This window comes from Marinomonas rhizomae (genome assembly GCF_024397855.1).
Taxonomy (GTDB): domain Bacteria; phylum Pseudomonadota; class Gammaproteobacteria; order Pseudomonadales; family Marinomonadaceae; genus Marinomonas; species Marinomonas rhizomae_A.
On record NZ_CP073343.1, the window covers coordinates 2,290,591 to 2,304,271 of the forward strand.

Sequence of the window (13,681 nt, forward strand, 5' to 3'; positions counted from 1 at the left end):
TGAATCCGTTGAATATAAAAATAAGCATAAAAATAAAAAGGCCAAGTTACCGAACAAAATGCAACTGATTCGGATGGATCCTTAACGGACGTAATAACATCGCCCAATCTTTCGCCGACACGCTTTGTCCATGATAAATAAGTTGTAAAGAAGTACCGCCAGAGCTCCTCAGTGCCTCTTGCAGAAAAACAATCAGCGCATCGTCGGCTAAGCTAAGTGTCAGGTCAGTATTATCAAACAGAGTAAAATGCCCAACAAAGTTTGGCGTAAAGTCCAACAAAGCCTCACGCCAATAAGATTCGAACATGGCATTTCCAGGAGAAGAAATCACCACAACAGGCGCGTCTGCAATGTCCATTTCAAACAACAAACGCCCTTTCCTAACGCCCGTCGATAACTGAACAGCTACCTGATCCTCAGCTGAAAGCGCCAAGGCTCGCAACCAATCCTTTTCGTTTAACTCCGCTTTTTGCAACACCAGTTTCAAAGGCGCACCCGCTGGATTTAAAGCCATACACTCATAAAAATGAGCGTGCTCAAAATTCGCTTCTTCACCTGTTTCTTTAAATGGTAAGGACACAAAAACACGGTCGCCAAAAGAATCATCACTTGGCCCTAACAACACAAGCTCAATAGAATCATCATTAAGGGAAACATTACTTAGCACAGAAAAAGTAGAAGACTCAGCCGGTGTTTGCTGGGTTAATGACATAGACGAAGCAAGGGTAGTTTGGCAGGAAAGAATCGACTCGCAATTGCTCGCATCATAAAGACGACACGCACCACAAGCGCCAGCGCGACAACCGTAACGAACATCCGCACCCTGAGATAGTAGCGACGACAATAAGTTGTCACCCAAAACTGCCTCAAACTGCTCATCATCCAATTCTATCGTCAGCGCCTGTGAATCCATCATCCAACCTCATCTTTGATCTGGCTATTATGACATATTCTGCCTAACTACCTCTCTTGTGTGACACTCAATCGTAGAAAAATCCCATTTAGTTACTATAAGAACAAGCTCATTAGCCTTCGATTTTATAATTGGTGATTCTTAACTGCGCAAAACGAAACTTCCCGCATCATGCCAAAAGGGCTTAAGTATTTTATGCAACTCCCTGCCCCCTTAAAGCCAATCACTTAACTCGATTATGTTAGCAAAGTATCAACTTTGTGACTTATTGAACCAATCCTGACCAGTTGGTTGGCTTTATAACTCCAAGCTTGCTATGTTTTTAACCGTTGATTATGAGTTATGAGCTTTGAAAATATCGTCAACTTTCGATAAGTATCATTTACTAAGACAAGGAGAACGAAATGTTAGGCTGGACTGTATTATTGTTAATCATCGCCCTTATTGCAGGGGTGCTAGGCTTTACAGGTATTGCTGGTGCCGCGGCGGGAATTGCAAAAATCATCTTCTTTATTTTCGTAGTATTATTGGTGATTTCACTTGTATCCAGAGCAATCAGAGGCAAAGGGCCTAAGCTTTAACATTGGCTCGCAGACACTTATTTTTATTCAATTTATAGAAAAGGGGCATGCGCCCTTTTTCTATTACTTACCTCACCCGTTACCAATTCGAAGAATTTGATCGCCTTACTAAGATCTTTTTAATGTCATAGAGACTAAGTCGGTTTTTCTTCTCTGATAAGCATGTCTAAGAACTTTTCAAATCGCCGCTGCCTAGTTTCAGGTTTCTTCGCACTCGTTAAGCCGTAAGCGATCACATCACGACTCGATTTATTAAGCGTATCAAAAAAGAGTTTTACCCTCGGCTGACCTTCCAGTGCCGCTAAAAAGTCTGCAGGCACTTCCATTTGACTCACTACATAGGCGTTTTCCCAACGACCGTCAGCTTTCGCTGCTCGCACATGCACAAATCCAGACTCCTTCATTCGGCCTTCGCTTATCAAACGCTCAACATGCTCCGTGTTTCTTTTAGACCAAATACTTCGTGCTGATCGTGGTGTTATTCGTTGAAGATAGGATTGATCATCAAGTGATTTTTTCACACCATCAATCCAGCCCCAACACAAAACCTCCACCACAACATCATTCCAAGAAACACTCCGAATTCCAGAATTTTTCTTAAATATCTTTACCCACAACTCACTTTCAATAGCGTGATTCACCCTAAGCCACTCATCGAGATCGCTCGGTGTTTCAAATGACATGATTTTTAAGGAATTTGGTTCAGGCATCACAATAGACTCAGTTAGGAATAACGCCGCGCACTGCGGTAAATTTCAAGCATAACGGAAAATTTGTCCGACAGTAGCGATTCGCTCGGCATTTTCCTTGTTGGACTATTTCGGGCAACGAGTACATCTGCATTAGTGCTCATCCGAAGATATGCAATCCATTTTGCAACCTTCCGATGATCGCGACTAAGCCAGCTCCCATTACCACACCCGTGAGAAGTGCTCCGAAAATAAGACACACGTAGAGTATTGTCCAAGCACGGGAAGATTTTGATTTCACTAGCCCTCCGGAAGTCTTGTCGGAACACAGGTAAATTTGACTCAAACTTCTTTCCACCCCGAAAGCAATACCACCGATTACACAAAAAAGCAGTGCGACCGCGAAAGTTATGACCCGAGACTCTGCATTAGCAAAGCCATCCCACAAAAGAATAGCGCCATTAATCCAAGCTAATCCAGTACAAGCCCATGAGGCAAGTTGATGGATAATTGTCAGCATGTGGGTCATTGATTACTCATTCCTGTGATTTTTGTGCCGAACGCCAACAGCTTTCCTGTGTCTGGCGACCGCAGGGAACGAATTTAATGGTCTTGTTACACATTGACTTTGTATTTAAGATCATTGGCCTCATCACCCGTAATACCTCTGAACCCCCACTGATAGGGTTGCTGTTCCTTGATTGTGATTTCGACATCAACCGGCGCGACTCCGAGCTGACTTTCAATTTCTATAAATAGAGCCTTTATAAGATCCTTCTGAGTTTCCGGCTTACGCCCTGCCATCATATTTATTTCGATCACAGTGTAAGCATCACTTCTACCTCCCGGATAATAGAAGTCATCGCGCTCTAAAGGTACGAACCGATGGGCACGTTTATCCTCCGGCATACCAAGAACTGATTGCATGCAACCGTGAATGACATCCGACAACTTTGACTTTATTGGATTTAGTTTTTCTTTTATTCCATATACAACGATCATGATAATTCCTTTAAGGCGTGTAACGCCAAAAGCAGCGAGCGGCGAAGCCGTTCGACTGCCTTTTTTTTATATTTCCTGCTGGATGGTCTTTTCGTATTCACGAAGCTGATCATACAAGTTTATTAGCGCTTTCATCCTGGAAATGATACTCTCCTTTGTAAATATTACATCAGTGTGATGAACTAGAGTGTTTCGAAAAGCGGCCAAGTCTTGGAGCTCATTTTTGAAATCTTTATTTATCACATCTTTTGATATAAGAATGTTTGCCATGCCCCTCCAGTTTTTCCCTGAGCCCAGCTTTCCTTTATCTGATTCGTCGGAAACATAGCTAGCCACATCATACAACTGCTCTAAGAGAATATTCCATACCTCTAAAAATTCCCCGTAGACTTCGTCACGATTGAACGCAACATTCTCTGCGACCTCTTCTTTTTGCTCATCTGTAATATGTATCTTATCTAGGCTCTCGATTGCGAGTTGTAATTTGTCGGATACTTCACCATTAAGCTTTTCCAGATCAATATATTCTGACTCGCCAATAAACCTATTATGAGCTACTTTATTTCTCAACTCATAGAGTCTACCCCAGCGTTTTTCTAAAAACTCACCTGTGCAATCCACTATTTCAGCAAAGTATCTCTCCCAGTTTGACTGGGGAACGAACTCCCTAAGCTCTGCTAAATCCAAATCTGAAACTGATTCTGCGCCCTTAATTTTCTCAATAATTTTCTTGGAGTCTAATCCTGCGTAATCAGTAAAAAGAAATTTTGATAGCTGAATAAAATCAACCTCATACAAGAAATTATTCAGCGGCGCCTTAGTATTTTTAATCGAAGCCGTAACTTCTTCTGGCGTATTATCCTTAGTCCATCCCAGACCAACATTGGTCAACATAAACTTGGTTATTAGCTTTCTCATCTGGTTTTCAAGATTGTGAATAATGGGGTAGGCCTTGAAGCAAAATGAGGAGCTTAGATCGTCACACAATATCTCAACTGGAAAACCGCTAATCTTAGTTAAGATCGTCCTAATTAATTTCAGGAATGACTGGAACATTCCGATGTTCGATTCATCTTCGTTGTCGATTCGAATATGGAAGAATCGGTGCGAGGTATTATCAGATTCACCAAGCTGTACGTCGTATGCGAATTCAGCTCCCTCGTAGCTTATCTTTCCATTGGAGATAGTAATTCCATCGTAGGACTGAATAAGGTAGTTGAGAGTGTTGATCGACTTACAATACTCCTCATTAGAATCAATCATAACTAGGTATTCAACTTTCATTTCACATCCTATATTTGAAACTTTGACTAAATATAACGCCCAAAGCACGCGCCAAATACCGGAACTTTGATTTTGTGCGAGCATTTTCCCGCACAAAATTGAAGTGGAGAGTATTTGGTCGCAGTGACTTTGCTTGTTACATGTTTACTCGACATTGCTTTCAATCCATGAGGAAATATCTGGGTGATTAGCTTGTGCCGATTTAGTTAATTCTGACGGATTATCGCATAGTGAGTCTAGATAAGATGTTGCTTTCTTAGACAGAAGATCCCAATTTAATTCGTCTTTATCTTCGTCGTCTGGATCGAGCCAACTTCCGTCGTAGAACACTTTGCCAGAAGTGATTTGCATTACAAAATCATGAGCACTATTGGATACAAGAGCTCTTTCGCCTTCAGACCCTAAGAAAACCACTGGCGGTTCACCTTTTAATTCAGGGTAGTACCAAAGGCAAAATAGAGAACCGCAGCCATCTTGACCAAATTGGATGAAATGATGTTCGGTTTCTCTCCATTTCTTACCACCCAACCACATATCTAAGACATCTGACGTTTCTGAGAATGTCTGCCTATTAGTTTCGTAATCGATAGGCCAGCTTATAACTTCTTCGAGCGACATCTTATGTAGAAAGTCGATATCCGCTTGTGTTTTTTCGCTTAATTCAAATTCCACGCGATACTCCTTTAGACATGTAACAGCTTAACAGTGCGCATGCGCGTTTAGACAATTTCACAACCCTCTTTATTTACCCGTAAGTCTCTGACCTAAAAGACATTAATACAGATACCTACAGAAGGGAGATCTGGAAAAACGAGCATACGTGTTATTTCATTTATCCACAGCGCGTTATTTCGGCGGTCGATAATATTACTCATTGATACTAAAAGACTTTATGACTCGCTGCCAGTACAAACGAGCAATACAGTGATTATTTTTTAGGCAAACCGTGCCAACAATCAGTTATTTTGAAAATAAACTCTATATCCGCTCAGGCTCTATAAATTTGTCGTGGTTTGTTAGGGGGGTTAGGTGGCTAAAATTAAAAGCCTTAGAATGAAAGCTAAATTCTGCGTCGGGCTAAAGCCGCGACCTACCATAGAAAATGAAAGTTTCGCTTTCAACAGCGTATTACGTTGCGCTTATGTGTCCTACGCTAGGGTTAGCTAAGAAGAAGTCAGTACGACATGACGACTCTGATTAACGAGAATAAGAGTGACATTCACCTGAGGTAGGCGGTAGTTTCGAAGGGAATGTCACTCGATTCGAGTTGTGTGTGCAGAGTCATATTCCAAACAGGCGCAAGCAAAGCCTTTGGCAAACGCCATGGCAATGGCGTTGCCATTATTAATATGATTGAACAAGAAAGCCGTTTATAGGAAGTCTTTTCGTACTGGAGTGAAGTTGTCCAGCAAGACGCCCGGCTCTAAACAGCGGCAGCCATGCATAACATTTGGCTCTTTATAAAGCGTGTCGCCAGGGCCTACAGTTTTGGTTTCATCGCCTATGGTGAACTCAAACTTACCAGACAGTACGTAAGTTAACTGTTCATGTGGGTGATTATGCAGTGGGCCGATGGCATCTTTTTCAAAATGCACTTCTACTGCCATGATGTTATCTGAATAGGCCATGATTTTGCGTGAAACGCCCGCACCAAGATCTTCTAGAGGGACTTCATTATTGTAAACAAACATAGGATAACTCTTTGCATTATTGTTTTAGACTTCTCTACTATAGCAGCGATAAAACATTATTCAATATTTTTTGAAAAGCTGTTTCATTTATATTTATAGACGTAAAAAAAGCAAATAACGAAATCGCTCCTGCTTTTTAGATATATTAAATAGCATTACTTCACATAACCTAGTTTTTCAGATGCTGCTACTTTGAGCTGATAAATGGAAGGATTTGGATACCTCAGGGCCAAAACCCTTTTTAAAAGCGCTTTTAATGTCAGCAGTCTATTTGGTAATAAAAAGGCTCGACCCAGCAGCGCATAGGGATTCTGATTAACGAGGATAAGAGTGACATTCACCTGAGGTAGGCGATAGTTTCGAAGAGAATGTCACTCGGTTCGAGTTATGTACAAAAACCCAAAAACTTAGACTTTTGGAACAGATTCTAAAAGAGCCACAAGTAGTCGCCAAAAATCCCCAACGGAGTCTATCTCCATGCGCTCAGTTGGTGAATGGGCACCACGGATATTCGGGCCAAAGGAGACCATTTCCATGCCTGGGTATTTCGCGCCGATGATGCCGCATTCTAGTCCGGCGTGGATCACTTTCACATTCGCTTCGTGACCCATCACCTCGGTGTGAACCGTTAAGAAATGCTTGAGCAAACCTGCGTTTGGATCTGGACGCCAGCCTGGGTAACCATTTTCGAGCTTGACGTTTGCTTGGATCATGGAGAAGGCAGATTTTGCCACATAAGCAAGGTGCTCTACGGCGGAATCCACAAGAGAACGAACCAACAAGCAAGCATCAAAGGCTTTTGTGCCATCTGCTGTGTCACGCAGGTTGATCACGCCAAAGTTGCAAGAGGTTTCTGTTACGCCTTCCAAGTCTGCGCTCATGCGATGAACACCGTGAGGCGCGCAGTACATGGCGTTTAACAAGGCGTCTTTGTCTGTTTCTTCCAGTTCCGAGTTCAGTTCAGCGGTTTCTAATGTCACGGCCAGATTTGCTTCGGTCGCTGAAAATTCGGCCTTGGTGGTTTTTTCGAATTCTTCTATAAAAGCAAATAACGTCGCTTGGTCTTTGTCGTTTACGTTGATAATTGCTTCAGCATCACGAGAAATCGCATTGCGAAGTGTGCCCCCCGTAAAGGCGCTTAATCCAAAGTCACAACGTTCTTTAAGTAGATTCAACAAACGCACAATCAGCACGTTTCCGCTGGCACGGCCTTTATGAATATCCAGGCCTGAATGCCCACCGCGCAAACCTGAGACGGTAATTTTGAAAGCTTTTTTACTGCTGTCTACTGCAATAGCGGAATACTGCTTTTCAATATTAATGTCCATGCCACCAGCACAGCCGATGTAGACATCACCTCGGTCTTCAGAATCCAAGTTCAGTAGAATGCTGCCTTTTAGAATGCCCTCTTCTAGCTGTAATGCGCCACGTAAGCTGGTTTCTTCTTCGATGGTGAACAAGGCTTCAATTGGCCCATGGGCTAAATCAGTGGATTCCAATACAGCCATGGCAGCCGCGACGCCTATGCCATTATCGGCACCAAGAGTGGTTCCTGTTGCATGAACCCAACCATCGATCACTTGCGTGACAATGGGGTCTTTGGTGAAGTCGTGATCAATGTCGGCGTTTTTCTGCGCCACCATGTCTAGGTGACCTTGTAAGACAACGGTTTCTCTGTCTTCCATGCCCTTGCTGGCGGCTTTGCGGATTAACAGGTTCCCAACTGGGTCCACATAGGTTTCATGGCCTAACTCAGTCGCCCATTTGATTAGGTATTCTCTTAGTTCGGCTTCGTGAAAAGAAGGTCGAGGAGTATTACATAGTGTTTGGAAATGGCGCCAAATGGCTGTTGGTTGTAACGTCGTAAGTACTTCGTTCATCGTGATCTCTTGTCTTTTAAAATGCTTGTTACTAGTGCTAGCAACACTAAAGAAGACAACCTATCGTGGCAATCGAAATTAAGACTATGCCGATAGAGAAAACGTATGTGTAATAGACGCTTATAAAAAAGACGCCTGATAAAGTTTACCAAGGCGTCTGTTTTCATTTATTTACTCTGCAAACAATGCTGAGTTTATTTTTTCTTAAGCGAACCCGCCGAGAAAGTAACAAATTCTTCAGCACTGGTTGGGTGAACACCCACAGTGTCATCAAAGTCCGCTTTGGTAGCGCCTGCTTTAATAGCAATACCCAAGCCTTGGATAATCTCGCCTGAGTAATCGCCTACCATGTGGGCACCAATCACTTTGTCGTCGGCATTATTCACTAATAACTTCATGAGGGAACGTGAAGTACCACCACTTAGCGTGTGTTTCATTGGGCGGAAGTCGGTTTGATAAACTCGGAAGTCTAGGCCTCGTTTTTCTGCTTCTTGCTCGGTTAAACCAACAGTTCCGATCGCTGGCTGGCTGAAGACAGCCGTTGGAATGTTGTCGTAATCAAAATCGACTTCTTTGCCTTCAAACCAATAAGCGATCAGCGCCATGGCTTCTTTAATCGCTACTGGGGTTAGCTGAATATTGTCTGTCACATCCCCAAGGGCAAATACACTTTTCGCTGAGGTGGTGAAGTTATTATCAATGATCACGGCACCATTTTTGCCAGTTTTAATACCCGCTTTATCAAGTGCTAAAGATTCAACATTCGGCACACGACCCGTTGCATATAGAATCAAACCGAACTCTTCTGTATGGCCGTCTTTGAAGTGCACAGTACGAGCACCATTCGGGTTGGCAGTATCAGCTAGTTCAATACGTTCAACGTCTGTATTTAAACGCACGTCAATGCCAGATTTTTTGTATTCTTCACTGGCAAACCCACGAACGTCTTCATCAAAACCACGAAGTAGTTGATCACCGCGATAAGCAAGGCTGGTTTCAACACCCAAACCATTCAAGATGCCAGCAAATTCAACCGCAATGTAACCACCGCCCACAACAAGGGCTTTTTTAGGTAGCTCTTCCAAGAAAAACATTTCGTTAGAGCTAACCACCAAATCACTGCCTTGGAATTCAGGAATAAATGGCTTAGCACCAACGGCAATCAGAATTCGCTCTGCGGTGTAAGTTTTGCCATCCACCATGACGGTGTGTTCATCGACAAAGCTCGCATAACCCGTAATAAGTTCAACACCAGCATTACCAAGCAAATTTCCATAAATGCCGTTTAGGCGCTGAATTTCTTTGGTTTTATTATCACGTAAAACAGACCAGTTAAACTCTAAACCTTTATGAGACCAACCAAAGCCAGCCGCTTCATCAAAGCCATGACCGTATTCTGAACCATAAACAAATAATTTTTTCGGTACACAGCCAATGTTCACACAAGTTCCACCTAAAGCACTGCCTTCGGCAACCGCCACTTTATAGCCTTTGGATGCCGCAACACGGCTAGCACGCACACCACCAGAACCGGCGCCAATAACAAATAAATCGTACTGATAAGACATTCTTAGTCTCCAAAATCATTCATGATGTAATATGAGAGCAGTTTAACAGCCCTACCCTCTGAGAAGAAGGCAGAACCAAAAATAGCGATGCTGTAGATATTTATTTCTCTTTAGATACACATAATGAATATAAAAAATGTATCGTTAAAGGCTACTACGTTACCATTAAACAAACGATCACCTTACCAACAAATCTCAGCAAAAGATCATACTACAAGGAAGTTACATGCCCGATTTCATTATCCTAGTTTACATCGTCATCATGGCGTTTTACTTTTTTCAAAAAGACGATGGTAAATCATTCTTCATTATAATGGCGTTACCATTTATCCCGCTCTTTAGTGACGATTATTGGCTTTGGCTACAATTAAGTGCGGCGCTCAGTGTACTGCTCTTAATTATTGAGGGGCACAAGGCAGGTCCGACCGCTGGCGGTGCTGTGGTTGCTTTTTTCTTTTTCTCGGTCGGTGCCTTTGCTGTAAGTATCGTCATTAAAACAGCATGGACATTCCTTTCGGACTTCAGCTTTTCGACTTTTCATTTAAATAATCCACTGAGTTATGAATGGCCAACTTATGTGATTGCTTTATACGGGCTCGCAGTTGTTCTTTCTCTCCTGACTATTTTTCGCAGCAACAAAGAATGTTTAGAGTTAACACACATCCATATTTCTGCCTTTGCCTTTGCCTTTGCTGCTCTGCCACACTTTTGCGGTTCATTCCTCTATGGCATGGCTTTAAGTTTAGGTTTATTTGCCATATTGTTTTTACTCGCCATAATCAGAAAAATAAACCCAGAGCAACGTTTCCTTTTTGCCTACACCACGCTAGGCATCATTCCCGGAAGCTTTCTTCTAAAGGGAATCATGGTCGCATTTTTTTAAATTATCAGTGTCGTCATCAACGGATCATCGGCTCAGCTTTATAAGAGACAAGACAATCTATAGCAATGGATAGGTAAATCCCTTTATGACTCTTACGCAACTGGGTATCATTAAGAAAATTCGCTATGGAATCATTCACATGAAATTTGTCTCTTTTAATATCAATGGCTTGCGTGCTCGTCCACATCAAATCGAAGCTTTAGTAGAGAAACACGCGCCAGATGTCATTGGCTTGCAAGAAATTAAGGTCCACGACGACGCTTTCCCTCACGAAATTCCTAAGTCTGTTGGCTATCACGCTTATTATTACGGTCAAAAATCACACTACGGTGTGGCAATCTTCAGCAAACAAGAAGCGACTAAAGTAGAGTACGGCTTTCCAGGGGATGATGAAGAAGCACAACGTCGCATGATCATTGCTACTTTTGATACGCCGCAAGGCCCAGTGAAAGTATTGAACGGCTATTTTCCTCAAGGTGAAAGTCGTGACCATGAAACTAAGTTTCCCGCAAAACGGAAATTTTATGCGGACCTAATGGCATACCTTGCCGCGCATTCTCCTGATGAAAAGATCATCGTTATGGGCGATATCAATATTTCCCCAACGGATCTGGACATCGGCATTGGCGAGCCAAATGCAAAACGCTGGTTAAGAACTGGTAAATGCAGCTTTTTACCCGAAGAGAGAGAGTGGTTTAAAACATTGGCAGACTGGGGTTTGACAGATACTTACCGCCAGCTTAACCCAATCAAGAATGATCGCTTCAGCTGGTTTGACTATCGTTCAAAGGGCTTTGATGATACGCCTAAGCGCGGTTTAAGAATCGATGTCATTATGTCGTCAAATGGTCTAACACCCTACTTAGAAGACTCCGACGTGGATTATGATTTGCGCGCCTTAGAAAAGCCTTCAGACCACGCTCCTATTTGGACTAGCTTCAATCTAGAAAAATAGAACGAATCCAGACGGTCATTGTGCAATTTTCATACAAAATCATATAATGACCGTCTTACTTGATAAGAACCACTACTAAACACCAATAGTCCCAGTCTTATCCACAGACAATGTGGATGGTTTTATTTAAAACATAAAGCTTAGCGTGTAATTTGCCGTATAGAAACGAGAAAAGATGATGACAAACGAAACACTAACAATGGAAGACATGCTTCAGCAATCAACCCAAGCCGCTGTTTTCTTAAAAGCGCTGAGCAACGAAAACCGTCTGATGATTTTATGCCATATCCTAGATCAAGAATTGTCTGTGACAGCCTTGAACGAAAAGCTACCTTTAAGTCAATCCGCTCTTTCTCAACATCTAGCGGTATTAAGAAAAGACGGACTCGTTAGCACTCGTCGTGAATCTCAAACTATTTTTTATAGTATTGGCGATACAAGAGTAAAAGAATTGATCAAAACGCTACACAGTTTATTTTGCCAATCACGTTAAAACCGAAAGGTCTTTACAGGTAAAAATCTTTCACCAACTCAGCGAGTAAAGTTGGTTGCTCCAAAGGCAACATGTGCCCGCAATCATTGAGCGTTTTAACCTTCAATTGCTTGACGTTTTGCATATCTTCTAACACCGCTTTCGACAATAACGCATCCTCTTCTCCCACCACGAAACACAGGGAAAGGCCTGCTTTTTTAAGCATTAATAAAAGATCTGGACGAACTAAACTACTCTTCAATTGTTGAATGAAGACCACTTCCCCCAACGCTCTATCCATTGCAACAATAACATCAAGCAGGTCAGCTCTGTCTTTATTCGACGGCCCTAGCATAGCGATGGCCTTTTTCTTTGGTATGCCGTTATAGCCCTTCTTTGTCACCCAGTTAAGTGCGACCTCGCGCTGTTGGCGTTCTGTGTCTAGCAAACCACTTGCTGTATTAGATAAGACCATCAGTCGCTTGACGCGCTCAGGATATTTTACGGCAAAGGCGCAAGCCAAATACCCTCCCATAGAAAAGCCAAGTAGATTCATTGGCTCAGCTGGCAAGACAACTGCCAAAGCATCAATGATCGATTCAATGGTGTCTTTCTGTGGAATAGCAACATGCTGCAAACTGAATGATCCTCCCAACTCTTGCTGGGTAAGCTCCCAAAGACGCTCATCACACATAGTGCCGGGCAAGCAGTACACTTTTGTTAACAAAACATGGCCTCTGAATCTAAAAATTAAAACTGAGTATTGCGTAAACGTACGAAGCTAGCAAACCGTGGAATACCACGCTCAGTGAAACCATGATATTTATAAATAACATAGTCACCAATATTGGGAGGTGTGCTGCGTTCATTGTCCGAAAAGCCACTGCCAATTTTAAAACGTAAGCCAGATGGCATTTCCACCAGAACGGACCCCATCATGCCATCATATTTTCCTGTGCCATTTAAGATATCTATGACCTTAGCATCTGCTTCCATGTAGGGTTTTAGCTTTAGTAAGTTATCTGATCGGCCATTCGAAAAACGTGCAAGCCTACGGTGCAGCATAAGACCCTCTGCGCCTTTCTCTACATAGGCGGTCAAAATGCTATGCAGCGCCTCATTACTGCTCACAGAGAACTGCTCAACTGGCTTTACATGTGGCAAATCCAAGATAGTAAGCAGGCGCATATAACGTTTGTATCTTTCTTCAAACGTCATATTTCTTTCTCTGTCGGGTGCATCAAACACCATATAATATATCTTACGCCACTCACTGTTGACCGGAGTCTGTTTTCTAACCGTCGACATAATAAACTGAAAATCATTATGCTTAGACCATAGCTCCCCATCCAACCAAACATTTGGCAGCGTATCTGTAAACCATTTAGGGGCAAAAATAGGATTCCCCTGCCGCGTGATGAGCTTTTCTCCCGTCCAAATAGCACGAATTCCATCGTATTTCTCACTAACAAGATACTCTTCTACATGAGCTCCTTCAGGAAACACGGTGGCAAGCTGCACATCAGGCTGTGCAAAAAGAAATAAGGGGGATAAGAATAGCCAGACGGCCAAACATTTTAGTTTAGACATGATTCACTCCTTTGATATTAAAAGTGCCTTTCCATAGCACCTGTTTACGCTAAACGATTTTGTTTCTGGAATCAAACCGTAAGCGCTTCTACTCTACGATAAGCTACAAAAAAGCCCATACTTGTCACCAAATATGGGCTTTTACTGACCTACTTACAATATAGCGTCATTTA

The 13,681-nt window shown here is 42.5% G+C and carries 16 protein-coding genes; 5 read left to right on the top strand and 11 right to left on the bottom strand.

Annotation, left to right across the window (positions count from 1 at the left end; all coding sequences use genetic code 11):
• Positions 1–46: 46 nt before the first annotated feature.
• Positions 47–916, bottom strand: coding sequence for a 2Fe-2S iron-sulfur cluster-binding protein (locus tag KDW99_RS10860; RefSeq protein WP_255824776.1), 870 nt, complete (start codon positions 914–916; stop codon positions 47–49).
• Between the two features lie 401 nt (positions 917–1,317).
• Between KDW99_RS10860 and KDW99_RS10865 the strand changes: the two genes are divergently transcribed.
• A complete protein-coding gene (locus tag KDW99_RS10865) occupies positions 1,318–1,494 on the top strand; it encodes a DUF1328 domain-containing protein (RefSeq protein ID WP_113917703.1) in 177 nt (58 codons plus the stop codon).
• Positions 1,495–1,628: 134 nt separating this feature from the next.
• Here KDW99_RS10865 and KDW99_RS10870 read toward each other — a convergent pair whose 3' ends face one another.
• The 5 genes from KDW99_RS10870 to KDW99_RS10890 all read right to left on the bottom strand — a co-directional run bounded on the left by KDW99_RS10870 (position 1,629) and on the right by KDW99_RS10890 (position 5,141).
• Entirely contained in the window at positions 1,629–2,204 is a 576-nt protein-coding gene (locus tag KDW99_RS10870; RefSeq protein ID WP_255824780.1) for a YdeI/OmpD-associated family protein, read from the bottom strand.
• Between the two features lie 139 nt (positions 2,205–2,343).
• A complete protein-coding gene (locus KDW99_RS10875; RefSeq protein WP_255824782.1) occupies positions 2,344–2,712 on the bottom strand; it encodes a hypothetical protein in 369 nt (122 codons plus the stop codon).
• Between the two features lie 86 nt (positions 2,713–2,798).
• Positions 2,799–3,185, bottom strand: a complete 387-nt coding sequence (locus tag KDW99_RS10880; protein WP_255824783.1) for a tautomerase family protein — start codon at positions 3,183–3,185, stop codon at positions 2,799–2,801.
• 66 nt (positions 3,186–3,251) lie between these two features.
• Positions 3,252–4,469, bottom strand: a complete 1,218-nt coding sequence (locus KDW99_RS10885) for a HEPN domain-containing protein (protein ID WP_255824785.1) — start codon at positions 4,467–4,469, stop codon at positions 3,252–3,254.
• A 144-nt stretch (positions 4,470–4,613) separates the two neighbouring features.
• Complete coding sequence (locus tag KDW99_RS10890) at positions 4,614–5,141, bottom strand: hypothetical protein (RefSeq protein ID WP_255824787.1); 528 nt, start codon at positions 5,139–5,141, stop codon at positions 4,614–4,616.
• 578 nt (positions 5,142–5,719) lie between these two features.
• Between KDW99_RS10890 and KDW99_RS10895 the strand changes: the two genes are divergently transcribed.
• A complete protein-coding gene (locus tag KDW99_RS10895; RefSeq protein WP_255824789.1) occupies positions 5,720–5,845 on the top strand; it encodes a hypothetical protein in 126 nt (41 codons plus the stop codon).
• Here the strand turns inward: KDW99_RS10895 and KDW99_RS10900 are convergent.
• The 3 genes from KDW99_RS10900 to gorA all read right to left on the bottom strand — a co-directional run bounded on the left by KDW99_RS10900 (position 5,840) and on the right by gorA (position 9,608).
• Positions 5,840–6,160, bottom strand: a complete 321-nt coding sequence (locus KDW99_RS10900) for a cupin domain-containing protein (RefSeq protein ID WP_205114861.1) — start codon at positions 6,158–6,160, stop codon at positions 5,840–5,842. The genes KDW99_RS10895 and KDW99_RS10900 overlap by 6 nt on opposite strands.
• Positions 6,161–6,567: 407 nt before the next feature.
• A complete protein-coding gene (locus KDW99_RS10905) occupies positions 6,568–8,040 on the bottom strand; it encodes an aminoacyl-histidine dipeptidase (RefSeq protein WP_255824793.1) in 1,473 nt (490 codons plus the stop codon).
• Positions 8,041–8,234: 194 nt separating this feature from the next.
• Complete coding sequence (gorA, locus tag KDW99_RS10910) at positions 8,235–9,608, bottom strand: glutathione-disulfide reductase (protein WP_255824795.1); 1,374 nt, start codon at positions 9,606–9,608, stop codon at positions 8,235–8,237.
• 226 nt (positions 9,609–9,834) lie between these two features.
• Between gorA and KDW99_RS10915 the strand changes: the two genes are divergently transcribed.
• The 3 genes from KDW99_RS10915 to KDW99_RS10925 all read left to right on the top strand — a co-directional run bounded on the left by KDW99_RS10915 (position 9,835) and on the right by KDW99_RS10925 (position 11,939).
• Entirely contained in the window at positions 9,835–10,491 is a 657-nt protein-coding gene (locus KDW99_RS10915) for a hypothetical protein (protein ID WP_255824797.1), read from the top strand.
• Between the two features lie 139 nt (positions 10,492–10,630).
• The gene (gene xthA / locus KDW99_RS10920) at positions 10,631–11,446 is read left to right on the top strand and encodes an exodeoxyribonuclease III (RefSeq protein WP_255829276.1); all 816 of its coding nucleotides are present in this window, start codon (positions 10,631–10,633) and stop codon (positions 11,444–11,446) included.
• 178 nt (positions 11,447–11,624) lie between these two features.
• Positions 11,625–11,939 (top strand): ArsR/SmtB family transcription factor, encoded by a 315-nt coding sequence (locus KDW99_RS10925; protein ID WP_255829277.1) that lies wholly within the window; start codon positions 11,625–11,627, stop codon positions 11,937–11,939.
• 13 nt (positions 11,940–11,952) lie between these two features.
• Here the strand turns inward: KDW99_RS10925 and KDW99_RS10930 are convergent, their stop codons facing one another.
• Both KDW99_RS10930 and KDW99_RS10935 read right to left on the bottom strand, forming a co-directional pair.
• Positions 11,953–12,645: an alpha/beta fold hydrolase gene (locus KDW99_RS10930; RefSeq protein ID WP_255824799.1), complete on the bottom strand. Its 693-nt coding sequence runs from the start codon at positions 12,643–12,645 to the stop codon at positions 11,953–11,955.
• A 23-nt stretch (positions 12,646–12,668) separates the two neighbouring features.
• Entirely contained in the window at positions 12,669–13,508 is an 840-nt protein-coding gene (locus KDW99_RS10935) for a DNA ligase (RefSeq protein ID WP_255824801.1), read from the bottom strand.
• Between the last annotated feature and the right edge of the window lie 173 nt (positions 13,509–13,681).